The organism is Monashia sp. HAY1-2A (assembly GCF_056755315.1).
The window spans coordinates 1-22,848 of sequence record NZ_JBNDHY010000040.1 but is presented as its reverse complement, the minus strand read 5'-3'; the positions used below and the strand labels follow the sequence as shown (position 1 = coordinate 22,848).

The following is a 22,848-nucleotide window of genomic DNA, read 5'->3' as shown; positions in this document are numbered from 1 at the left end:
CCTCAGTGGTGCAGGCCCCTGGCCAGCAGGGCGGCGCACCTGGCTGCCTCCGCGCCCGAGGGCGCCTGGACCGCCAGGGCCGCGGCCCGGGACCGTCCGAGGTTCCATGCGAGGGCGTCGTCACGAGCCGTCGGGTCGGGCTGCACGATGCACGACGCCACGGCCCTCGGCAGGCCCGCGACGATCGTCGGTGCCGCGTCGGGCCCCAGGGTCGACAGGTAGGCGGCGTCGAGCGCGCCGGTCACCGCGTAGCGGTCGACGTTGCGCTGGGCGACCCACGCCTCCGGGTTGGCGAGGCCGCCGACGAGGACGAACGCCGCCATCGACATGAGCGCGGCGCGCGGCAGCCACCAGCCCTCGAGCCGGACACCGGCCACGACGACGAGAACGACGAGCAGCCCCAGCCACAGCTCGAACGCCACGACGAGCAGGCGCAGCACGGTGAAGCCGTAGGCCTGCTGGTAGAGGTCCAGGCGGTGCAGCGCCGACGCGACCACGACGAGCGTCAGAGCGCAGAGGGCACCGAGCACGACGCGCAGCAGGAGCCGGTCGCGAGCGCTCGCGCGGGGCGCCTTGCGCACGGCGATGGCGACGGTGACCAGCATGAGCAGCGTTGCGGCAGTGAGCTGCCCGAACCCCTGGTGGACGTAGTCGGCGTACGTCAGGCCGGTCGTGCGCTGGACGTAGTCGTGCCCGCCGAAGAGGGCCGCGGCCTGCGCCACGACGAAGGCCACGAACAGGAGGACGACGAGAGCGACCGGCACGACCCACTCCCAGACCCGCGCCACGGGACGACCGGCGGGCAGGACGACCCGCCCGACCTGCGGCGGGTTGAGGGCGACGTAGGTCGCGGCCAGCAGGGCCCCGCCCACGACGAACCCGACGAAGAACCGGACGACGAGGCCGTCCCAGGCGATCTGGGGCACCAGGTGGCCGGCCCACGACCCGAAGACGGCGTCACCGGAGGCGAACAGGCCGCCGAACACGACGAGCGCGACGAGCGAGAGGGCGGCGGTGCGCACGACGGGCCACAGGACCGTCACCCGGCTCGTGGCGGCGACGGTCCGTCCGAGGAGCGGCAGCCCTCGCAGGGCCGAGAGCGGCCACGACGCGACGCCGGCGACGATCGCCGGCAGCCCCCTGGCGGCGGTGAGTGCGGTGGCGGTCAGCACGACGCCGACGAGGACGGCCAGGACCGTGAGCCACTCGGCGGCCCGGAGGACGGCGAGCGTGGCCAGCCCGGCGCCGACGACCGTCGTCGCGATGCCCCAGGGCGTGCGGCGCCGCTCGCTCGTGTGCCACAGGAGGGCGCCGCCGAGGAGCAGGACCACGCAGAACGCGACCCCGAGGTTGCGGTACGGCAGGAGGACCGCGGCGAGGACGCCGACCCCGAGGGAGGCGAGCAGCAGCCGGGTCTGTGGCCCCAGCCCGGTCTCGGGCCACAGGTCACCGAAGAGGGTGTCGACGAGCGGCCCGGGCGGCGACGCCGGCCGCGTCGCCACCGGAGCACCCGGTGCCCCGGCCGTGGACGGGACGGGAACGGACGACGACATGGCGGTCTCCTTCGGACGTGGGTCTGGTTCGGGCGCAACGACGTTCGGGTGACGAGGCAGGACGGCACGGACGCGGGCCCCGGGCCGCCCGGGGTCGGAGGGAAGCGCCGCGATCGACCCGCCGTGCAGCTCGCACACCCAGCTGGCGATGGCCAGGCCGATGCCGGTCCCGCCGCCTGCGTCCTCGCCGGAACCGAACCGGTCGAAGACGCGCTCCGCGCGCTCTGGCGGGATCCCCGGCCCCTCGTCGGCCACCTCGAGCCACCAACGGTCGGCGCCCTCCTCGCCGGCGCGGACCGTGACGGTCCCGCCCTCGGGGCTGTGCCGCGCCGCGTTGTCGAGCAGGTTGGCCAGCACCTGAGCGAGCCGCGCCGGGTCAGCGGTCACCGTCAGGTCGGCCGGCTCGAGCGACACCTCGTGCCGCACGCGTCGCCCCTGCCCGAGCCCGCCCGGCGCGCCGACGCCGACCTCCCCCACCGCCCGTCGGACGAGGTCGGCGACGCGGACCGTCCCCAGGGTGAGACGGTCGGCTCCGCCGTCGAGGCGGCTGAGGTCGAGCAGGTCGCCGACGAGCGCCCCGAGCCGCTCGGCCTGGGCGAGCGCCGCGCGCAGGACGTCGTCGTCCGGTCGCACGACGCCGTCGACGAGGTTCTCCAGCAGCGCCTGCTGGGCCGCGAGCGGCGTGCGCAGCTCGTGCGACACGGTGGCGACGAGCTGCCGCCGCTGCTGGTCCGCGGACGCGAGGTCGCCGGCCATGGTGTTGAAGGCCTTGGCGAGCGTGCCGACCTCGTCGGAGGAGGACGCCGTGACGCGTCGGGAGTAGTCGCCGGTGGCCATCCGGGCGGCCGCGTCGGTCATCTCCCGCAGGGGCGAGGTCATCCCCCGCGCGAGCCACTGGGTGACGCCCAGGGCCGCGGCGACCGTGACCGGGAGCGTGAGCCAGCCGGGCACCCCCGACCGGTCACCGACCTCGGCCACGACGATGGCGGCCACGATGCTGGCCCCGACGAGCAGGCCCAGCTTGGCCTTGACCGAGCGGATGCCGTCGAGCGGCCGCTCGGGGTTCACCGGCGGGTGCCGGTGGACGTGAGGGTCGGCGGGCGGGGCGGCGGCCGGGCCGGTGGCCGGATCGGCGGGCGGCGTCACGGCTCGTCCACCCCGAGCGCGTACCCCACCCCGTGGACGGTGCGCACACGGTCCCCGCCGATCTTGGCCCGGAGGGCCTTGACGTGGCTGTCGAGCGTGCGGGTGCGGCCGGCGTCGGCCCACCCCCACACCTCCCGCATGAGCTCGTCGCGGGTGCGCACGACCCCGGGTTCGGCCCACAGCGCGAGGAGCAGGTCGAACTCGAGCGGAGTCAGGTGCACGTCGGCGCCGTCGACGGTGACGCGCCGGCTGCCGCGGTCGACCGAGAGCGCGCCGAGGACGAGCGGCCCCGGCAGCGCCGACGCCAGCTCGCGGGCGCGCTCGACGCGCCGCAGCAGCGCCCGGACCCGGGCGACGACCTCGCGCATCCGGAACGGCTTGGTCACGTAGTCGTCGGCGCCGACGCCGAGGCCGACGAGCAGGTCCGTCTCGTCGGCACGGGCCGTGAGCATGAGGACGGGTACGGGCCGCTGGGCCTGGATGCGGCGGCACACCTCGAGCCCGTCGAAGCCCGGGAGCATGAGGTCGAGGAGCACGAGGTCGGGCCGGTGCTCCTCGTGGTGCGCCACGGCGCTGGGCCCGTCGTGGGCCTGCACGACCCGGAACCCCTCCGCCACGAGCCGGTCGGTCAGGGCCTGGTTGATCGTCGGGTCGTCCTCGACGACGAGCAGCGTCGCCCCCGCGGTCGCGACCGGCGGCGCATCGTTCCCCTGGCTCATGCCCCTGACTCTAGGAGCGGGCCCGCGGGTGGCGTCGGTGCGACGTGTGGAGATCCTGTGAAGGTCACCGTCGCCCGTGGGCAGCGGACGGAGCCCCGGACAGACCGATGCCGGCCGCCCCTCGTGGGGCGACCGGCATCGGTCGGTGCGCCGGCGGCGGGCGCCGGGCGGGTCGTCAGGCGGACGTCACTGACCCACGCGGAAGCGGGCGAAGGACGTCGCGGACGCGCCGGCCTCCTCGAGGACCTTGCCGACGGACTTCTTGGCGTCCTTGGCGAACGGCTGCTCGAGCAGGACGTTCTCCTTGAAGAAGCCGTTGACGCGACCCTCGACGATCTTCGGGAGGGCGCCCTCGGGCTTGCCCTCCTCGCGGGCCGTGGCCTCGGCGACGCGGCGCTCGTTCTCGACCGTCTCGGCCGCGACCTCGTCCCGCGTGAGGACGGTCGGGCTGAAGGCCGCGACGTGCATCGCGACGTCCCGCCCGACCTGGTCGTCGCCACCCTCGATCGCGACGAGGACGCCGATCTGCGCGGGCAGGTCGGGGCTCGTCTTGTGGAGGTAGGCCGCGACGTTGGCACCCTCGATGCGGGCGACGCGCTTGATCTCGATCTTCTCGCCGATCGTCGCGTTCGCGTCGTCGAGCAGCTGCTGGACGGTGCGACCGTCGGGCGTCGTGCTCGCGAGGAGCTCCTCGGCGCTCGAGGCCTTGGCCGCGACGGCCTGCTCGAGCACCTCGTCGGCGAGGGCGATGAACTTCTCGCCCTTGGCGACGAAGTCGGTCTCGCAGAGGACCTCGACGAGGGTGCCGACGCCGTCCTCGGCCTTGGCGGTCACGAGGCCGTTGGAGGTCGTGCGACCCTCGCGCTTCGTGACGCCCTTGAGGCCCTTGACGCGCAGGATCTCGACGGCCTTGGCGCGGTCGCCCTCGGCCTCGTCGAGCGCCTTCTTGACGTCCATCATGCCGGCGCCGGTCTGCTCGCGCAGGGCCTTGATGTCAGCGGCGGTGTAGTTCGCCATGCTCTGTATCGCTCTTTTCGTCAGTGGGATTCGACTGGATGGCGGTCCCGAGCAGGCTCAGGCCTGCTCGGCGACGGCCTCGGCCGGGACCTCGGCGGGCGCGTCGGCGGGCGCCTCGGTGGCTGCCTCGGCCGGGGCCTCGGCGGCGTCGGCCGCAGCGGCGTCCGCGTAGAGCTCGCGCTCCCACTCGGCCAGGGGCTCCTCGGCCTGGGCGTCGCCACCGGACTTGCCGGACGAGCGCTGGACCAGGCCGTCGGCGACCGCGTCGGCCACGACGCGCGTCAGCAGCGTGACGGAGCGGATCGCGTCGTCGTTGCCGGGGATCTTGTAGTCGACCTCGTCGGGGTCGCAGTTCGTGTCGAGGATCGCGATGACCGGCAGGCCGAGCTTGCGCGCCTCGTCGACGGCGAGGTGCTCCTTCTTCGTGTCGACGATCCACACGGCCGAGGGGACCTTGGACATCGAGCGGATGCCGCCGAGCGTCTTCTCGAGCTTGTCCTTCTCGCGCTTGAGGATGAGCAGCTCCTTCTTCGTGTAGCCCGAGCCGGCCACGTCGTCGAAGTTCAGCTCCTCGAGCTCCTTGAGGCGCGTGAGGCGCTTGGAGATCGTCTGGAAGTTGGTGAGCATGCCACCGAGCCAGCGGTGGTTGACGTACGGCATGCCGACGCGCGTCGCCTGCTCGGCGATCGGCTCCTGGGCCTGCTTCTTCGTGCCGACGAAGAGGATCGTGCCGCCGTGGGCCACGGTCTCCTTGACGAAGTCGTACGCGTTGTTGATGTACGTCAGCGACTGCTGCAGGTCGATGATGTAGATGCCGTTGCGCTCCGTCATGATGAAGCGCTTCATCTTGGGGTTCCAGCGACGGGTCTGGTGCCCGAAGTGGACGCCGCTCTCGAGGAGCTGGCGCATGGTGACGACGGCCATGCCGTGTCCTCCTTGTGTGGGTGTTGTCAGTTGTCAGGCGGCGACGCGTCCGACCGGGGTCTCCCCGGCCCTCCACGAACCGCACTCCTGGCGCCTTGACCCGTCCCGCCCGACGTGGTCGGGACTGCCGTGACGTGCCCCGGGCGTGAGCCCGGACGAAGACGCGCGAATTCGGTCGCGTGTGCGGGCACACGTGACCGCCGACAATCGTACGGCCTGACCCGGGTTGCGGGGAAATCGCGCGGACGGGCGAGAATGACCGCCATGGCGAACTCGACGGGTTGGGACAGCTGGTTCCAGACGATCCCGGTCCTCGTCGTCCTGACCGCCGTCCTCGTCGTGCCGGGCTGGCTCGTCGTGCGGGCCCTCGGCACCCGCGGCATGGAGGCCTTCGCGGTGGCCCCGGCCGTGTCGGTCACCGTCGTCGCCCTCGCCACCACGGTGGTCCAGCGCGTCGGCATCCGGTGGGGGCTGCTCCCCCTCCTCGCCGTCGCCGTCGTCGCGGCAGGGGCGGCGTGGGTCGTCGCTGGCGTCGCGCGCCGCGTCCTGCGCCGGGCGGGGCGACCGGAGCCCGACGTGGGGGCGGCCCGGCGCGTTCTCGGGCGGCCACACCCCGATGCCGTCGTGGCCCTCGTCATCGGTGTCGTCATCGCGCTCGTGACGATCCTGCCGGCCATCGGACGCCCGGACGAGCTCGTCGACAGCCCTGATGCCGTCTACCACCTCGACCGCATCCGGCTGTTCCTCGAGACCGGCAACTTCTCGGTCGCCAACCCGACGTTCTACCCCAACGGTTTCCACTCCTGGATCGCGACCGCGCTGCTGCCGTGGGGCGGAGCCCACGTCCTGGCCGGCACCAACGCGGCGACCGTCGTGCTGGCCGCGTTCGTGTGGCCGCTCGGCTGCGTCGCCCTCGTGCGGCATGCGCTCGGAACCTCGCGGCTCGTCACGTACGCGGCCGGCTTCGCGTCCGCCGCGTTCGTCTCCTTCCCCACGATCCTGCTCGGCTGGGGCGTGCTGTGGCCCAACCTCATGGCCAACGCCCTCACGCCCGGTGCGCTCGCCCTCATGCTCCAGGCGGCCCGGTCCCGGCGCGTCGGCCAGTGGCTCGGGTTCGCCGTGGCCCTGCCCGGGCTGGCGCTCGTGCAGCCCAACGCGCTCGTGGCGCTCGTCGTCTTCGCGCTCGTGTGGTTCGTCACGGCGCGGCTGCGCGCCGGATGGCTCGGCCATGCGTCGTGGTGGACCGTGACGCGTGACCTCGTCGTCGTCGCCGCGGTCGGCGTGGGCGGGCTCGTCGTGGCACCGACGGTGTCGGCGCGGCTGGCGTCGACGCAGTCCTACGAGTGGACGGGGCGCGTGTCGGTCTGGACGGCCCTCGTCGAGGTCGTCGGCGGACGGCTGCAGATCTCCGTGGTGCTCTGGGGGCTCCTGCTGCTCATCGTGCTCGGCATCGGGTGGATCCTGCTGCGCGCGCGTGCGGCGATCCCCGTCGTCGCCATGTGGCTGGCCGCCGTCGCGCTCTACGTCATGGCGGCCTCGTCGACCGCGACGTGGACCGCGCTCATCACCGGATACTGGTACAACGACAAGGTCCGGCTCGCGTCGCTCGCAGCCGTGCCCGGCGTCGTCCTCGTCGCGGCGGCGGCACCCGCCTTGCGGGTGCTCCTGCTGCGGCTGCCGGTGGTGCGCACGCGCCCGGCCCTCGCCGCCCTGGTGGCGATCGCGCTCCTGCCCCTGCTCACGGTCGTCTGGAGCGCGCACACCCGTGGGCAGATGCTCGCCGGGTTCTTCCGACCGGGCGAGGCGAGGAAGGTCATCCTGTCCTTCGAGGCCCAGGACGCGCTGCGCAGCCTCGCGGCCGACATCCCCGCAGGGCAGGGCGTCGTCGGCCGGCCGGAGAACGGCTCGCCGCTCATGTACGCCCTCTTCGGCACGAACACGCTCTACCGGTCCCTGCCCATCCCGACCACCGGCGACGAGATCGTCATCGGGACCGGCTTCGACGACCTCGAGCACCGCCCGGACGTGTGCGCCGCCCTCGCCCGGCACGACATCCGCTGGGCCATCGGCTCGCCGCACGTGTACTGGCTCGACCTGCCCGAGCGCACCTCGGGCCTCACCGACCTCGATGCCAACCCCGGCGTCGAGAAGGTGCGCACCGTCGGCGACTACACGCTGTACCGCGTCACCGCCTGCGGTCTCGGCTCCTGACCACACGGCGCTGGGTAGGGTCGGGCGCATGGGCTCACCGCTGATCTCCCGCATGACGCCGTTCGGTACGACGATCTTCGCGGAGATGTCGGCGCTGGCCGTTCGCACCGGCGCCATCAACCTCGGGCAGGGCTTTCCCGACACCGACGGTCCCCGCGAGATGCTCGACGCGGCGAAGGCCGCGATCGACGGCGGGCGCAACCAGTACCCGCCCGGCCCGGGCGTGCCCGAGCTGCTCGATGCCGTCGCTGCCCACCAGGCGCGCTTCTACGGGCTCCGCGTCGACCCGGCCTCCGAGGTCCTCGTCACGGCCGGTGCCACCGAGGCGATCGCGGCGGTCGTGCTCGCCCTCTGCGAGCCCGGGGACGAGGTCGTCACCTTCGAGCCGTACTACGACTCGTACGCCGCCACGATCGCCCTTGCCGGCGCGACGCGTCGGACCTCGGTGCTGCGCTTCCCCGACTTCGCGGTCGACGAGGCGTCGCTGCGATCCGCGTTCTCGGCCCGCACCCGGCTCGTGCTGCTCAACACGCCGCACAACCCGACGGGAAAGGTGTTCACGCGCGCCGAGCTCGAGCTCATCGCCTCGCTCGCGCGCGAGCACGACGCCTGGGTCGTCACCGACGAGGTGTACGAGCACCTCGTCTTCGACGGCGCCGAGCACGTGCCGATGGCGACGCTGCCCGGCATGGCCGAGCGGACCATCACCATCAGCTCCGGGGGCAAGACGTTCTCGGCCACCGGCTGGAAGGTCGGCTGGCTCACCGGACCGGCCGAGGCCGTGGCGGCCGCACGCACCGTCAAGCAGTTCCTCACGTTCGTCGCGTCCGGTCCCTTCCAGCCCGCCGTCGCGGTGGCCCTCGGCCTCGGTGACGACGTCTACGCCTCGCTGCGGGAGTCGCTGCAGACCAAGCGCGACCTGCTCTGCTCTGCCCTGGCCGAGTCGGGCCTCGCAGTGGCCCGACCTGGCGGCACGTACTTCGTCATCGCGGACGCCGCTCCGCTGGGGGCTGTCGACGGACTGGAGTTCGCCCGACGCCTCCCCGACCTCGCCGGCGTCGTCGGCGTGCCGGTCTCGGTGTTCCACGACGACGCGGACGCAGCCCGGACGCTGATCCGGTTCGCCTTCTGCAAGAAGGACGAGGTGCTCCGCGAGGCCAGCCGCCGCCTCGCCGCCGCCGGTCGCTGACCGCACCACCAGCCCCGCCGGCCGTCCACACCTGCCTGCCGGGCGGGACGTCGTCCACAGCCCGGCTCTCGGCGCCTGGGCGCCGGCCGGTGCGCTGCCGAGGATGGAGGCATGGCCCTCGGTTCTGCACTGTCCGCGCTCGTGGCCGGCGTCGCTGTCGGCGCGGCCTCCCTGGGTGCGGCACCCTGGGCGGCCCCACCGCCTCCGACCCGCTCAGCCGCGACGTCGGCCCCCGCACCGGCGGCAACCGCGCCCGTTCGCCAGGGCCCGTGGTCCTGGCCGCTGAGCCCTGATCCCGTCGTCGAGCGCCGCTTCGACCCGCCCGAGGAGCCATGGGGCGCCGGTCATCGCGGCGTCGACCTCGCAGCGACGGTCGGGCAGCCCGTGCGGTCCCCCGAGGCCGGAACCGTGACGTGGGCCGGCGTGCTGGCCGGGCGGGCCGTCGTCGTCGTGTCCCACTCCGGTGGTCTGCGCAGCACCTTCGAGCCGGTCGCGGCCACGGTCGGGGTCGGAGGGGCCGTCGCTCGCGGCGAGCGGGTCGGCACGGTGACCGCCGCGCCCGGGCACTGCTCGCCACGGACGTGCCTGCACTGGGGCGTGCTGCGCGGTCGGCAGTACCTCGACCCGCTGGCCTTCGTCGGCCGGGCGCCCATCGTCCTGCTTCCCCTCGGCTGAGGGGGCGGTCGGACGCCGGTCACGCTCGGGGATGGGCCTGTTCGTAGCTGCGCCGGAGCCGGTCCACCGACACGTGCGTGTAGATCTGCGTGGTGGCCAGGCTGGCGTGGCCCAGGATCTCCTGCACCATGCGCAGATCGGCGCCACCCTCGAGCAGGTGCGTGGCAGCGCTGTGCCGCAGGCCGTGCGGGCCGAGGTCCGGGACCTCGGGAAGGTGCGAGAGCAGCTCGTGGACGACGCTGCGCACCTGCCGAGCATCGACGCGCCGCCCACGGCGGCCGAGGAACAGGGCCGGGCCCGAGCGCTCGCCGACGAGCCTCGGGCGGACGGTCAGCCATGCCTCGAGGGCGCTCGCTGCCGGCGCCCCGAACGGGACGATGCGTTCCTTCGCGCCCTTGCCCATGACCCGGACCGTTCCCTGACCGAGGTCGAGGTCGTCCACGTCCAGGGCGGCGAGCTCACCGACCCGGATCCCGCTGGCGTACAGCAGCTCCAGCACGGCACGGTCGCGGACGTGGATCGGGTCCTCGTCGTCGGCGCGGGTCGCGGCCAGGCTCAGCAGCTGGCTCGCCTCGCCCGGCTTGAGGACACCGGGCAGCGACGACGTGCGTTTGGGAGCGACCAGCCGGACTGACGGGTCCGACGGGATCCGACCGGTGTGCTCGGCCCACCGGAGGAACGTGCGGGCGGCGGCGGCCCTGCGGGCGATCGTGGCGCGCGCGGCGCCACCGTCCGCCTGCTCGCCGAGCCAGCCACGCAGGTCACCGATCCGCAGCTCGGCGACGTCGGTGACGCCCCGAGCTGCCGCGAAGCCCAGCAGGTGGCGGACGTCGCCCAGATAGGCCCGACGGGTGTGGACCGAGCGGCCCCTCTCGGCTCCGAGGTGGCGGGAGAAGGCGTGGAGCACCTCACCGTGCAGCTCCTCGATCGAGGCCACCGACGGCGGACCCTCGTCGCCACGCGGCGCCGAAGGCGTGACGGTGCCGTCGTCGCCTGCCGCGGTCCCGGCGGTCACACCCGTCACTTCGGCACCATGACGCATCAGCGGCCGCTCTGCAAGCGACGCGTCGGGGCGCGCTCACTCGGCGACCCGGACCCGGCGGGGCGGTGTGGGGGTCTTGCGCCACGTGCCGGCCTCACCGATGACGAGCCCGGCGTCCTCGAGCCGGGCCAGCGCAGCCCGGACCGACAGCGGTGCCCGCGCGGCCTCGCGCGAGATGACGTCGAGCGGGACCGGACGGCGGTACGGCACGGCCTCGAGCACCGCCTTGTCCTCCGGTGCGAGCCGGTCGACCTCGGTGTCGCCGGCGCGCGGCTCGTCGCACGCGTCCGCCCCGATCGTGCCGACGAGGTCGATGACCTCGTCGACGGAGGTGACGAGGACCGCTCGCCCCTTCCGGATCTCCTGGTGGCACCCGGCCGACGTCATGGAGGTGACCGGGCCCGGTACGGCACCGACGGGACGTGCGAGTCCTTCGGCGTGCGTGACGGTGTTGCGCGAGCCGGACCTCAGGTCCGCCTCGACGACGATGGTCCCCCGGGTCAACGCCGCGATCAGGCGGTTGCGGGACAGGAACCGCGACTTCATCGGCGCGGCGCCCGGTGCGGCTTCCGACACGACCAGTCCCTCGGCTGCGACCCGCCGCAGCAGCGCCGCGTTGGCCACCGGGTAGAGACGGTCCACGCCGCCGGCGACGACGGCCACGGTGGAGCCGCCGACGGCGAGCGCCCCTCGGTGGGCGGCCGCGTCGATGCCGAGGGCAGCACCCGACACGACCGTCCACCGACGACGGGCGAGCCCCGAGGCGAGGTCGGTGGTGACGTGCTCTCCGTACGAGGTGTTGGCCCGCGCCCCGACGACCGCGACGGAACGCTCGCACACGTCCACCAGGTCGAGGGGGCCGACGACCCAGAGGCACCACGGCGGGATCGGCAGCTCGTCGAGCCGCTCGGACCACTCCGGGTCACCCGGCACGACCAGGCGCGCGCCGACCTTCGAGGCCACCTCGAGGTCACGAGAGACGTCGAGCGCGCGGACCCGGCCGGCGAACCGGGCCAGGGTGCCGGAACCCGAGCGCACCCGCTGCATCGCCTCCACGGGCCCGAGTGTGTGCACCAGCACCGCGACCTCTGCGTCACTCGGTTCCACGACCCGGGACAGGGCCGCGCGTGCCCGACGTTCCTCCTCGGAGGCCGGGACGCTGCCGGGCCGGACGTCGTCCGGTTCGGGGTCCGGGCCGTCCACGGGCAGCTCCGGCTGCATGGCGCTCATGCCGCGGCCACCGACTGCCGCCGCAGCGACAGTGCCAGCTCCACCTCGTCGCCACCGGGGCGTTGCAGGCCGGAGAGGTCGCCCACCGTCCACGCGCACCGCAACGTGCGGTCGTAGCCGCGGAGGCTGATGCCACCGGACTCGAGGGCGCGGTCGAGGCGGGCGGTGACCGACGGGGGCAGCCGCCAGGGCCCCTCGCGCAGCGCCGAGCCGGGCACGTCGGCGTTGAGCGAGCGTCCGGGCACGCGGTCGGACCAGCGGGCCCGTTGCACGTCCCTGGCCTGGGCGACGCGGGCGGCAACGGCCGTGCTTCGCTCGCCCGGCGGCTGCCCCACCATCGACAACGCCGGCGGCTGGACATGCACCTGGAGGTCGACGCGATCGAGCAGTGGCCCGCTGATCTTGCCGAAGTAGGCGCGACGGGCCATCGGGGTGCACGTGCAGTCGAGGCCCTTGCCCCAGCCGTGGCCGCACGGACACGGGTTGGCGGCCAGGACGAGCTGGAACCGGGACGGGAACACCACGTGGTCGTGGGCCCGTGCGATCGCGACGACACCGCGTTCCAGCGGTGTGCGCAGCGCCTGCAGGACGTGCTTGTCGAACTCGGGCGTCTCGTCGAGGAACAGCACGCCGTGGTGGGCCCGCGTGATGGCGCCCGGCTGGATGCGACCGCTGCCGCCGCCGATGACCGCCGCCTGCGACGCACCGTGGTGCGGCGCCACGAACGGTGGGCGCGTGATGAGCCGCGCCGCCACGGCGTCCTCGTCGTGGAAGCCACCGACGACGGAGTGGATGGCCGTGACCTCCATGGACTCTGCTGCGCCGAGGGGCGGCAGGATGCCGGGGAGCCGTTCTGCGAGCATCGTCTTGCCGGCGCCCGGAGGACCGGCGAGGAGCAGGTGGTGTCCGCCGGCAGCGGCGATCTCGAGGGCGAGCTTGGCCTCGGCCTGCCCGACGACGTCGCAGAGGTCCTTGACCTCCTCCTCGAGGGCGGGCGGCGGGTCGGGCACGGTGACCTCCTCGACCGGGCGGCCGCGCTGGAGCGCCGTGTAGCGCCGCACGAGCTCGGTGACCTCGGCCGCGGGGTGCACCCGGATGCCCGGCACGAGCCTCGCCTCGGCGGCGTTGGCGACCGGGACGACGACGTGCCGGGCCCCGGACTGCGCCGCAGCGTGCACGAGCGGGAGCACGCCCGGCACCGGGCGGACCGTACCGTCCAGACCGACCTCGCCGACGTGGACGACGGAGCGCACGACCTCGGGCGGGATCTTGCCGAGAGCCGCCGCGACCGCGACGAAGATCGCCAGGTCGAACCCGGTGCCGACCTTGCGCTCGCCCGCCGGCGAGAGGTTGACGATGACGCGTCGCTGGGTGACGGGCATGTCCTGTACGAGGGAGGCGGCGGCCTTGATGCGGTCGGCCGACTGCCCGACCGCGGAGTCGCCCAGACCGCTGATGGAGAACCCGGGCAGCCCGGGAGCGACGTGCGCCTCGACCCGGACGAGGAAGCCGCGCACGCCGCGCAGCCCGACGGCACGGGTGCGTCCCAGGCCCATCAGCACACCCCCTGCAGGTGCTGGAGCCGGGGACGGGTGTCGGAGGCCCAGAGGATCGACACGACGTCGATGCGCAGCGGCCCGGCGACCGGGTGGTCGGGGTGCGCGTCGCGCCAGAGGCCTGCCAGCTGACGGAGTCTGCGCTGCTTGCGCCAGGTCACGGCCTCGAACGGCGCCCCGAACACCTCGCTGGTGCGGGTCTTGACCTCGCACACGACGAGGCAGCCACGGTCGGCGGCGACGATGTCGATCTCGCCGCGCACGCAGCGCCAGTTGCGGTCGAGGATGGTCAGGCCGTGCTCGGCGAGGTAGCGCGCGGCGAGCCGCTCGCCGTAGTCACCGAGGACGCGGGTCGGGAGGTCCATGCCGACCACTGTCGGGGTCTGCGCGGCAGCGGACCAGGGACCGCCGCCGGCCTGTGGACGACGGGCGCCGGAGAAGGGGGATGTGGACGGCGTCCGCCCTGCGCCGGCGGGACACGGGCCCGAGCGACGTCGGGACGGGCGGCGTCAGGAGAAGTCGCCGGACTCCGGGAGCTTGATGTCGGGCTTGGGCAGCTCCTCGATGTTGACGTCCTTGAACGTCACGACGCGCACGTTCTTGACGAAGCGCGCAGGCCGGTAGATGTCCCACACCCACGCGTCGGACATCGTCACGTCGAAGAACACCTCACCGCCGTCGGTGCGCACCTTCACGTCGACGGAGTTGGCCAGGTAGAAGCGGCGCTCGGTCTCGACGACGTGGGTGAAGAGGCCGACGACGTCGCGGTACTCCTTGTAGAGCTGCAGCTCCATCTCGGTCTCGTACTTCTCGAGGTCTTCCGAGCTCACGTGATCGCCGCTCCTGTCTGCTCGTGCTGCTCGTGCAGCTGGCGCTGTCCCTGCTGGCCCTGGCCGTCGGCCACCAGCGGCGGCAGCGACGCGTCGGTCATCTCATTCAACACCTCAAGCGCGGGGTCGTCTCCCACCCCGGGCAGACGCCACGAGCGCCGGTGCAGGTCACACGGCCCCACCCTGGTCAGGGCCTCGAGGTGCTCGGGTGCCGCGTAGCCCTTGTTGAGGTTCCAGCCGTACTCGGGGTGCACGTCGGCCAGGCCGACCATCATCGTGTCGCGCTCGACCTTGGCGAGCACGCTCGCGGCCGCGACGGACGAGCACTTGAGGTCGGCCTTGACCATCGTCGTCACCGGAGGCGTCGAGGGTCCCGTGGCGTCGCCGGCGAAGGCGAGCAGGCCGACCTCGCCCGGAGCCGTGAGCCAGTCGTGGTTGCCGTCGAGGATGACGAGGTCGGGCACGACGTCGATGGCGGCGAGGGCGCGGGTGCCCGCAAGGCGCAGCGCCGCCATGATGCCGATGGCGTCGATCTCGTCGGCCGACGCGTGCCCGACGGCGTAGGCGACGGCCCACCGCTGGATCCGCGGCACCAGGCCGACGCGGGCCTTCTCGGTGAGCAGCTTGGAGTCCTTGACCCCGGTGGGGGCGGTGCGGACGGTCTCGTCGATGACGACGACGCCGACGGTGACGGGCCCGGCGAGCGCGCCGCGCCCGACCTCGTCCATCCCGGCGAGGAGGCGGTGGCCGGATCGCTGCAGCGCACGCTCCACGCGGAGCGAGGGCTTCTTGGAGGGGGCGGGTCGGGGCATCTTCAGTCTGTCCGGGGGCGGAGCACGGTGGCGGGACGACGTCTGCGCGTCAGCGGGACGCCGTCGTCGCCCTGCTGGTGGGGGTCGGGTTCGTCGTCGCCTTCGGGGTGGCGCCGGAGGGCGCGGGTACCGACCCGAACGTCCGCTCGGGGACGCCGAGCCACGTCACGTGGTCGATGGGCCACACGATGAACAGTGCGCGTCCGACGATCCTGTCCATGGGCACCGAGCCGGTGGCGCCCGTCCCGTCGTCGTGCCAGCGGCTGTCGGAGGAGTCCGAGCGGTGGTCGCCCATGACCCAGATCTTGCCCGGCGGCACGACGATGTCGAACGCCTTGCCCTGGCTCGGGGCGTCGCCCGGCTTGACGTAGGACTCGGTGATCTCGACGCCGTTGACCTTGATCTTGCCGGTGCCGCCGTCGGCCTGGACGTGGTCGCCGGGTAGGCCGATGACCCGCTTGATGAGGTGGTTCTCGGCGTCCTCGGGCAGCAGGCCGACGAAGACCAGCGCGTCGTGGAACGGCCCGCCTACGGTGCTGTGCGCATTCTCGACCCCGGAGAGCCAGGGCGATGGCGTGCCCGGGTCCTCGAAGACGACGACGTCGCCGCGCTTGAGGTCGAAGGGGCCGGGCGTCAGCTTGCTGACGATGACGCGGTCGTCCTTGACGAGCGTGTTCTCCATCGAGCCGGACGGGATGTAGAAGGCCTGGAACAGCCAGGTCTTGACGATGAACGACAGGGCCATCGCGAGGACGACGACGATGACGATCTCCTTGATCCCCGCGAGCAGCGTCGCCCCGAAGCCGCGACGCGGCTCCTCGTCGTAGTCACCGTCGAGATAGTCCTCGTCGTCGCTGTCGTCAGCCGAACGCCCGCGCGTCGGGTCCTCGGAGCGTCCGGTGTACTGCGACATCACTCACCATTTCGTGGGACGGAGGCAATCTGGCCCTGCTCGACCGGGCCGAGCCGACCGAGCGGCCAGTATCGCACCCAGACCTTGCCGATGACGTCCTCCCCCGGCACCATGCCGCCGCCCGGATCGCCGAGGTGTGCCCGCGAGTCCGAGGACGACCCGCGGTTGTCGCCCATCACCCAGAACCGGTCGCGCGGGACCTGCACGTCGAAGGGCACGAGGCTCGGTTTCTGGCCCGGCGCGAGGTAGGGCTCGTCGATCGCGACGCCGTTGACCTCGAGGCGTCCGTCCGCGGCGCAACAGCGGACGCGGTCACCGGGCAGCCCGATGACCCGCTTGACGTAGTCCGTCGGCTGGCCCTTGCCGACGATGCTCTCGGCGGCCTCGACGAGCGTCTGCAGGAACCCCCGGTCGGGGACCCGCAGGCCGAAGGCCTGGGAGGCGTCGAAGACGATGATGTCGCCGCGCTCGAGGTGCTCGGGGGCGGTGGTGCGCGAGACGAGGAGGCGGTCGCCGACGAGGAGGGTGTCCTCCATCGACTCGCTCGGGATGCCGAACGGCGTCACGAGGAAGGCCCGCACGACGACGACGGCGAGCAGCAGGACGGCCGGGCCGATCATCCAGCGGTGCCGGCGCAGGGCGCTGCGCGACCGCGCCACTCCCGGGGACGACGAAGGCGCGGCGGGCCCCTGCTCCGGTGGGATGCCGGCTGTCATGCCGGCACGCCCGCGTGGGGACCCACCGCGCCTCGGGTGGTCAACCTGACGCCGTGCGTCAGTTCTTCGCGTCGGCCTTGGCCGGGACCGTTTCGCGCTTCTCGCGGATCTTGGCGGCCTTGCCGCGCAGACCGCGCAGGTAGTACAGCTTCGCGCGACGGACGTCACCGCGGGTGACCAGCTCGATCTTGTCGATGATCGGCGTGTGCAGCGGGAAGGTGCGCTCGACCCCGACACCGAAGGAGATCTTGCGGACGGTGAAGGTCTCGCCGACGCCACCGCCGTGACGACGGATGACGACACCCTGGAAGACCTGGATGCGCGAGCGGGTGCCCTCGACGACCTTGACGTGGACCTTCACGGTGTCGCCGGCGCGGAACTCCGGGACGTCGGTGCGCATCGAGGCGGCGTTGAGCTCGTCGAACGTGTGCATGGTTGGATCGCTTTCCTGGGTGCCACAGGCCACCCCTCGCAGGTCATGGTGCGCGTCGGCCGGGCCACGTGGGCCACCCGGCGGGACGGACCCGCGTGGTGGTGACCCGACTCCCCCTGTGGCAGGGGCCGTCATGTGCCGGACGCAAGGACCAAGTCTGCCAGAGCCACGCGCAGACCCGAAATCGGCGAGCGCCCCACCGGGCGGCGCGACCACGGCGGCGCCACCGGCCGCGTCACCGGCGGCGTCACCGGCCGTGTGTCCGGCGTCGTCGACGGTCACGTCCACGGTCACGTCCACGGTGCCGTCTACGGTGGCGCCGTGGACGTCTCCCCCGGCTGGTCCGTCGCCCTCGCCCTCGTCGTGCTGCTCACCGTGACCGTCGTGGCACAGCGAGCCGGCCGCATCCCCCTCGACCGCCAGGCGGTCGTCGCCGCCCTCCGCGCGGTCGTGCAGCTGTCGCTGGTCGCGCTCGTCATCACCGTCGTCGTCGGGTCGGTCTGGCTGTCGCTGCTCGCCGTCGGTGTCATGTTCGCGACCGCCGTGCTCACGACCGCCAGGCGCGTCGGCGCGTCGGCGTCCTGGCCCTGGGCCGCCGTGGCGATGGCCAGCGGGGTGCTGCCCGTCGTGTCGGTCATCGTCCTCAGCGGCACCGTGCCCTTCACGGGGATCGCGCTCATCCCGGTGGCCGGCATCGTCATCGGCAACACCATGACCGTGCACACGCTCGTGGGTCGGCGCGCCTTCGCGGCCCTGCGCGAGGAGCACGGGCAGTACGAGGCGGCGTTGTCGCTCGGCCTCACGTCCGCCCAGGCCATCGACGAGATCATCGCCCGGCGGGTGCCCGAGGGGATCGTCCCGAGCCTGGACCAGGTGCGCACGTCGGGCCTCGTCACGCTGCCGGGCGCCTTCATCGGCGTCATGCTCGGTGGCGGCAGCGCCATCCAGGCGGCGACCGCCCAGGTCCTCGTCCTCTTCGCGATCATGGCCACCCAGGCCATCACCGCGGGGGTCGAGGCCCGCTTCATCCGCGAGCGGCGCATCCTGCCCGACGACCTCCGGGGCGCCCTCGTCTCCTGAGGACGGACGCGTCAGCGACGCCGCTTGCGCAACCGCACGGCACCGGGCACGGCCGGCTGCGCCGACGTGTCGATGCGGTAGCCGGCCTTGCGATAGAGGCGCAGGTTGTCGGTGCTGCGCTCGCCCGTGTCGAGGGCGAACGTGTGGACGTCGGCCGGGGCCGTCGCCTCTGCGTGCTCGAGCAGCCGCCGGCCGAGCCCGTGGCCCTGGAGGTCCGGCGCCACGCACAGGCGGCCGACGAACCACTCGTCGCCGTGCCGCGACGTGCGCACCGAGCCGACGATCCGGCCGCCCTTGACGGCGACCCACGTGTCGTGGGCCTCGAGCGCGGCCCGGGCCTGCTCGAGGGTCTCGGTCAGCGCGGGGATCGCGAGGGTGTCGTTGGCGAGGGCCTCCTGCACCCAGCAGGCCCGGGTCAGGACGTGCAGCTCGGGGACGTCGGCCGGCGTCGCGAGCCGGATCTCGACCTCGCCCGCACCGTGCGAGGCGTGGAGCAGGTCCGGACGGCGTGCCGCAGTGCGCTCGAGCCGCTGCCGGTGGCGCCAGGCGGCGATGGCGGCGTGGTCGCCCGAGAGCAGGACGTCCGGCACGTCGCGGCCCTTCCACGTCCGGGGGCGGGTGTAGATCGGGTACTCGAGCAGGCCGTCCTCGTGGGACTCCTCGACGAGCGACTCGGCGTTGCCGATGACCCCGGGCAGGAGCCGCCCGACCGCCTCGACCATGGCGAGCACGGCGACCTCGCCGCCGTTGAGGACGTAGTCGCCGAGGCTGACGACCGAGACCTCGAGCCCGAGGTCCTCGCGAGCGTACTCGTAGACCCGTTCGTCGATGCCCTCGTAGCGCCCGCAGGCGAACGCCAGCCACGGCTCCTTCGCCAGCTCACGGGCGAGAGACTGCGAGAACGGGGTGCCGCCCGGGCCGGGGACGACGAGCCGGGGCCGTCCCGCGCTGCCGGCAGGCGCGGACGCGACGACGGCGTCGAGCGCCTCGGACCACGGCTGCGGCTTCATCACCATGCCGGCGCCGCCGCCGTACGGGGTGTCGTCGACGGTGCGGTGCCGGTCGTGCGCGTGGTCCCGCAGGTCGTGGACGCGCACGTCGAGCAGGCCGTCGGCGCGGGCCTTGCCGATGAGCGACAGGTCGAGCGCGGCGAGGTACTCGGGGAAGATCGAGACGACGTCGACGCGCAGGGCGGGGCCGGCACCGGGCGCGACGTCGGTCGGGGGCGCAGGGCTCACTCGCCCGCCTCGCGGTAGAGGTCGAAGAGGCCGGGCGGCGGGTCGACGACGACGTGGTCGGACTCGACCGTCGGCACGATGCGCCGCACGAACGGAACCCAGGCCGTGAACCCCTCGTCGAGGGCGAGGACGAGCCGGTCCTGGGCCGCGCCGATCTCCAGGCCGCTCACGGTGCCGAGGCGGGCACCGGCGGTGTCGCGCACCTCGAGCCCGACGAGATCCTCCTCGTAGAAGGCGTCCTCCTCGGCGGCCGCCTGCGGCTCGGGCAGCACGAGGCGCGTGCCGCGCAGGCCCTCGGCACCGACGCGGTCGGGCACCTCCTCGAAACGCAGCAACCAGATGCCGCGATGCACGCGGGTGCTCGCCACGGTCAGCCGGTGGGGGACGCCGGTTCCCGGCTCGGCCTCCGTCTCGATGACGGTGCCGACGGCGAACCGCGTCTCGGGGTCGTCGGTGTGCAGCTGGACGGTGACCTCTCCCCGCAGGCCGTGCGGTTTGCCGATGCGCGCGAGCACGACGTTCATGGCGCCGATCCTCTCAGGTTTGGCGGTGGCCCGGACGCCGCGAGGGGCGCCCCGGGAGGTCCCGGGACGCCCCTCGGCGTCGGTGGTGCGGCTGCGGCCGTCCTCGGACGGCTCAGCGGACGCGGTCGGTGTCGACGATGTCGACCCGGACGTTCCCGCCGCCCGCGAGCGCGCTGACGACGGTGCGCAGGGCGCTGGCGGTGCGTCCGGAGCGGCCGATGACGCGGCCGAGGTCGTCGGGGTGGACCCGGACCTCGAGCAGCTCGCCACGACGCAGCTCCTTGCGACGCACGACGACGTCCTCGTCGTGGTCGACGATGCCCTTGACGAGGTGCTCGAGCGCCTCCTCGAGCACGGTCACTCGCTCTTCTCGGCCTCGGCGGCCTCGGGAGCGGCCTCGGTGGCCTCGGTCGCCTCGGCCACCGGAGCGTCGGCCTTCTTGGCCGCCTTCTTCTTCGGGGTCGTGGCGCCGGAGGCACCCGCGTCGGAGCCCTTGCCGGCGGCGGCCACGGCGGCCTCGTAGAGGTCCTTCTTCGAGGGCTTCGGCTCGGCGGTCCGGACCTTGCCCTCCTCGACGACCTTGAGCAGGGCGGCGACGGCCTCGGTCGGCTGGGCGCCCTGGCTGAGCCAGTACTTCGCGCGCTCGGCGTCGATCTCGATGAGCGAGGGCTCCTCGGTGGGGTGGTACTTGCCGATCTCCTCGATCGCACGGCCGTCGCGCTTGGTGCGCGAGTCCATGACGACGACGCGGTAGAACGGTGCACGGATCTTGCCCATGCGCTTCAGTCGGATCTTGACTGCCACGGTCTGGTGGTCTCCTTCATCGTGAGCACGGCAAGACCGCCGCGGGATCGGCGGGGAGCCATGGCTCGGGTGTAGGCGTCCGGTCCAGCCGAGCTGCGGCCGGACGGGTACAGCCGTCCATTGTGCCAGACGCGGGACGGTGCTCCGAACCGTGTCTGCGCCCCGACCGCGCTCAGGCGAACGCGGCCCGCACGGCAAGGGCCTGCCGCACGACCTCACGACGCGGCACGTCGAAGGCCGCGTCGAGGACCGGGACGACCGACGGCGCGAAACCGCTGCGCGCCAGGCCCATCCGCACCTCCGGCCGCGTCGCGCGGCACTCGACGACACCACCGACCGGTGACGTACGCAGCAGCTCGAAGAGGATGGCGGTGGTTCGCGCGTCCTGCGTGACCGTCGCCCCCGTGGAGTCGGGCCCGGTGAGCGTCGACGCCGACAGCAGGGGCACCTCGAGCTCGGCCGCGAGGGCCGAGGCGAGGCCCTGGCCACCCTGCCCGGCGAACCCCGCGCCGCCGAGGACGACGCAGGCGAGGCGCCGCAGCCCGTGGGCCCGGTACGGCGGGGCGGGCCACTCCGAGGACAGCACGGTGTAGCGGTCGTGGTCGCGCCAGGCGCGTCGGCCGTCGACGCCGGGCAGGTGCAGGAAGTCGCGGGAGAACCCCTCGTGGACGAACCCGAGGGAGCGCACGAGCCCGGCCGAGCGGGTGTTGGCCGGCTGGATGTTGGCCTCGAGCCGGTGCAGGCCCAGGCCGTGCGGCTCGTCGGCGAAGGCGAGGCCGACGACGAGCTCGAGCCCTTCGGCGAACAGGCCCCGCCCGACGTAGGGGTCGTACGCGTCGTAGCCGACCGTGGCGCTGCGGAACGCGCCCCCGACGACGTTGGCGACGTTGACGCGTCCGACGAGCCCGTGGTCACCCCCGGGGTCGCGGGCCAGGACGAGGAACGTTCGGTAGGTCGGCGACTGGTTGTGCAGGACGATCGGGAAGTTCGTCGGGTCCGGCATCGCGAAGTCCGACAGCCGTCGCAGCGAGCGCGTCACGGCCTCGGCGTAGGCCGCCGTGTCGGACGGCCGGGGCGGGCGCACCTCGACGCGCTCGCCCGTGGCGCTCAGCGGCGGGTCGGCGGGCTCGGGCTCACGGGGCCCCTCAGCGGACAACGCGCCCCCGCAGGACGATGCCCGTCGGGTCCGCGAGCGCGCAGAGGTCCTCGCGCGGGTCACCGGCGACGACGAGCAGGTCGGCGTCCGCACCCTCCTCGAGGCCGGGCCGGCCCAGCCACCGTCGGGCCGACCACGTCCCCGCGGACAACGCCTCGACCCGGGTCAGGCCGGCCGTCGTCAGCTCGACCATCTCCTGGACCGCGAGGCCGTGGGGCAGGCTGCCACCGGCGTCGGTGCCGACGTAGATCGGCACCCCGGCCTCGTGGGCGGCGCCGACCGTGGCGTGCCGCCGCGCGTGCAGGTCGAGCATGTGCCGGTGGTAGCCGGGGAACTTCTCCCGCGCCGGCTCGGCGATCGCCGGGAAGGTCGCGATGTTGACGAGCGTCGGCACGATGGCGATGCCCTGGGCCGCGAAGGTGTCGATGGTGTCGTCCTGCAGGCCGGTGGCGTGCTCGACGCAGTCGATGCCGGCATCCGCGAGGTCGCGCAGCGACTGCTCGCCGAAGCAGTGCGCCGTGACGCGGACCCCTTCCTCGTGCGCGGTCGCGACGGCGGCGGCGGCCGCCTCCCGGGACCAGCTCGGCGCGAGGTCGCCGACGTCGCGGTCGATCCAGTCCCCGACGAGCTTGACCCAGCCGTCGCCGCGGTGGGCCTCGAGCCGGACGTAGCGCGTCAGCTCGTCCTCCTCGATCTCGTGCCCGAAGTTGCGCAGGTAGCGGCGCGTCCGCGCGATGTGTCGCCCGGCACGGATGATCTTGGGCAGGTCCGCACGGTCGTCCACCCACCGCGTGTCACCCGGCTGGCCGGCGTCGCGGATGAGGAGCGTGCCGGCGTCACGGTCGGTGATCGCCTGCTGCTCGGCGACCTCGCGGGGCACCTCGCCGTGCGGCCCGAGGCCCACGTGGCAGTGCGCGTCGACGATGCCCGGCACCACCCAGCCCTCGAGCGTCTGCACGTCCACGGTCGAGGCGGGGGCGGTGAAGGTGATGCGCCCGTCGACGACCCACAGCTGGTCGACCCTCTCCTCCGGTCCGACGAGCACGCGACCACGCACATGGAGCACCGGTGCTGTCATGG

Annotated in this window: 23 protein-coding genes; 4 read left to right on the top strand and 19 right to left on the bottom strand. The window is 73.5% G+C overall.

Features of this window, described 5'->3' with window-relative positions; all coding sequences use genetic code 11:
- Positions 1-2: 2 nt before the first annotated feature.
- The 4 genes from ACPYOM_RS08290 to rpsB form a co-directional block, all read right to left on the bottom strand.
- Positions 3-2,699, bottom strand: coding sequence for a DUF4153 domain-containing protein (locus tag ACPYOM_RS08290; protein WP_481345591.1), 2,697 nt, complete (start codon positions 2,697-2,699; stop codon positions 3-5).
- Positions 2,696-3,418: a response regulator gene (locus ACPYOM_RS08285; RefSeq protein ID WP_481339239.1), complete on the bottom strand. Its 723-nt coding sequence runs from the start codon at positions 3,416-3,418 to the stop codon at positions 2,696-2,698. Before ACPYOM_RS08285 ends, ACPYOM_RS08290 begins: the two co-directional genes overlap by 4 nt.
- Before the next feature lie 186 nt (positions 3,419-3,604).
- The gene (tsf, locus tag ACPYOM_RS08280; protein ID WP_481339237.1) at positions 3,605-4,435 is read right to left on the bottom strand and encodes a translation elongation factor Ts; all 831 of its coding nucleotides are present in this window, start codon (positions 4,433-4,435) and stop codon (positions 3,605-3,607) included.
- Positions 4,436-4,492: 57 nt separating this feature from the next.
- On the bottom strand, positions 4,493-5,359 hold the full coding sequence (gene rpsB / locus ACPYOM_RS08275; RefSeq protein WP_481339235.1) for a 30S ribosomal protein S2: 867 nt from the start codon (positions 5,357-5,359) through the stop codon (positions 4,493-4,495).
- Between the two features lie 264 nt (positions 5,360-5,623).
- Here rpsB and ACPYOM_RS08270 point away from each other — a divergent pair, with 264 nt between their 5' ends.
- The 3 genes from ACPYOM_RS08270 (at position 5,624) to ACPYOM_RS08260 (ending at position 9,434) form a co-directional block, all read left to right on the top strand.
- The gene (locus tag ACPYOM_RS08270; RefSeq protein ID WP_481345590.1) at positions 5,624-7,570 is read left to right on the top strand and encodes a DUF6541 family protein; all 1,947 of its coding nucleotides are present in this window, start codon (positions 5,624-5,626) and stop codon (positions 7,568-7,570) included.
- Between the two features lie 28 nt (positions 7,571-7,598).
- The gene (locus ACPYOM_RS08265; protein ID WP_481345589.1) at positions 7,599-8,759 is read left to right on the top strand and encodes a pyridoxal phosphate-dependent aminotransferase; all 1,161 of its coding nucleotides are present in this window, start codon (positions 7,599-7,601) and stop codon (positions 8,757-8,759) included.
- 111 nt (positions 8,760-8,870) lie between these two features.
- Positions 8,871-9,434 carry a murein hydrolase activator EnvC family protein gene (locus ACPYOM_RS08260; RefSeq protein WP_481345588.1) on the top strand — a complete coding sequence of 188 codons (564 nt, stop codon included), beginning with the start codon at positions 8,871-8,873 and terminating at the stop codon, positions 9,432-9,434.
- Positions 9,435-9,453: 19 nt separating this feature from the next.
- Here the strand turns inward: ACPYOM_RS08260 and ACPYOM_RS08255 are convergent, their stop codons facing one another.
- The 9 genes from ACPYOM_RS08255 to rplS form a co-directional block, all read right to left on the bottom strand.
- Positions 9,454-10,458, bottom strand: coding sequence for a tyrosine recombinase XerC (locus ACPYOM_RS08255; RefSeq protein ID WP_481345586.1), 1,005 nt, complete (start codon positions 10,456-10,458; stop codon positions 9,454-9,456).
- Between the two features lie 54 nt (positions 10,459-10,512).
- Entirely contained in the window at positions 10,513-11,706 is a 1,194-nt protein-coding gene (dprA, locus tag ACPYOM_RS08250) for a DNA-processing protein DprA (RefSeq protein WP_481345585.1), read from the bottom strand.
- On the bottom strand, positions 11,703-13,262 hold the full coding sequence (locus ACPYOM_RS08245; RefSeq protein WP_481345584.1) for a YifB family Mg chelatase-like AAA ATPase: 1,560 nt from the start codon (positions 13,260-13,262) through the stop codon (positions 11,703-11,705). Before ACPYOM_RS08245 ends, dprA begins: the two co-directional genes overlap by 4 nt.
- Positions 13,262-13,627 carry a YraN family protein gene (locus tag ACPYOM_RS08240; RefSeq protein WP_481339221.1) on the bottom strand — a complete coding sequence of 122 codons (366 nt, stop codon included), beginning with the start codon at positions 13,625-13,627 and terminating at the stop codon, positions 13,262-13,264. The genes ACPYOM_RS08245 and ACPYOM_RS08240 overlap by 1 nt, the downstream gene beginning before the upstream one ends.
- 144 nt (positions 13,628-13,771) lie before the next feature.
- Complete coding sequence (locus ACPYOM_RS08235; protein WP_076259797.1) at positions 13,772-14,092, bottom strand: DUF2469 domain-containing protein; 321 nt, start codon at positions 14,090-14,092, stop codon at positions 13,772-13,774.
- Positions 14,089-14,904, bottom strand: coding sequence for a ribonuclease HII (locus tag ACPYOM_RS08230; protein ID WP_481339219.1), 816 nt, complete (start codon positions 14,902-14,904; stop codon positions 14,089-14,091). Before ACPYOM_RS08230 ends, ACPYOM_RS08235 begins: the two co-directional genes overlap by 4 nt.
- Before the next feature lie 49 nt (positions 14,905-14,953).
- A complete protein-coding gene (lepB, locus tag ACPYOM_RS08225) occupies positions 14,954-15,817 on the bottom strand; it encodes a signal peptidase I (protein WP_481345583.1) in 864 nt (287 codons plus the stop codon).
- Entirely contained in the window at positions 15,817-16,533 is a 717-nt protein-coding gene (gene lepB, locus ACPYOM_RS08220) for a signal peptidase I (protein ID WP_481339215.1), read from the bottom strand. Before lepB (ACPYOM_RS08220) ends, lepB (ACPYOM_RS08225) begins: the two co-directional genes overlap by 1 nt.
- A 58-nt stretch (positions 16,534-16,591) precedes the next feature.
- Complete coding sequence (gene rplS / locus ACPYOM_RS08215) at positions 16,592-16,966, bottom strand: 50S ribosomal protein L19 (protein ID WP_481339213.1); 375 nt, start codon at positions 16,964-16,966, stop codon at positions 16,592-16,594.
- A 321-nt stretch (positions 16,967-17,287) separates the two neighbouring features.
- On the opposite strand from rplS, the gene ACPYOM_RS08210 reads away from it, so the two are divergent.
- Complete coding sequence (locus ACPYOM_RS08210; protein WP_481345582.1) at positions 17,288-18,046, top strand: ABC transporter permease; 759 nt, start codon at positions 17,288-17,290, stop codon at positions 18,044-18,046.
- 11 nt (positions 18,047-18,057) lie between these two features.
- Here ACPYOM_RS08210 and trmD read toward each other — a convergent pair whose 3' ends face one another.
- The 6 genes from trmD to ACPYOM_RS08180 all read right to left on the bottom strand — a co-directional run bounded on the left by trmD (position 18,058) and on the right by ACPYOM_RS08180 (position 22,846).
- On the bottom strand, positions 18,058-19,236 hold the full coding sequence (trmD, locus tag ACPYOM_RS08205; RefSeq protein ID WP_481345597.1) for a tRNA (guanosine(37)-N1)-methyltransferase TrmD: 1,179 nt from the start codon (positions 19,234-19,236) through the stop codon (positions 18,058-18,060).
- Positions 19,237-19,280: 44 nt separating this feature from the next.
- Positions 19,281-19,808: a ribosome maturation factor RimM gene (gene rimM / locus ACPYOM_RS08200; protein WP_481339207.1), complete on the bottom strand. Its 528-nt coding sequence runs from the start codon at positions 19,806-19,808 to the stop codon at positions 19,281-19,283.
- Between the two features lie 112 nt (positions 19,809-19,920).
- A complete protein-coding gene (locus ACPYOM_RS08195) occupies positions 19,921-20,163 on the bottom strand; it encodes an RNA-binding protein (protein WP_481339269.1) in 243 nt (80 codons plus the stop codon).
- Positions 20,164-20,165: 2 nt separating this feature from the next.
- Positions 20,166-20,612 (bottom strand): 30S ribosomal protein S16, encoded by a 447-nt coding sequence (gene rpsP, locus ACPYOM_RS08190; protein ID WP_481339205.1) that lies wholly within the window; start codon positions 20,610-20,612, stop codon positions 20,166-20,168.
- Positions 20,613-20,784: 172 nt separating this feature from the next.
- Positions 20,785-21,768, bottom strand: a complete 984-nt coding sequence (locus ACPYOM_RS08185) for a GNAT family N-acetyltransferase (protein ID WP_481345581.1) — start codon at positions 21,766-21,768, stop codon at positions 20,785-20,787.
- A complete protein-coding gene (locus ACPYOM_RS08180) occupies positions 21,758-22,846 on the bottom strand; it encodes an amidohydrolase family protein (protein WP_481345580.1) in 1,089 nt (362 codons plus the stop codon). Before ACPYOM_RS08180 ends, ACPYOM_RS08185 begins: the two co-directional genes overlap by 11 nt.
- Positions 22,847-22,848: the final 2 nt, after the last annotated feature.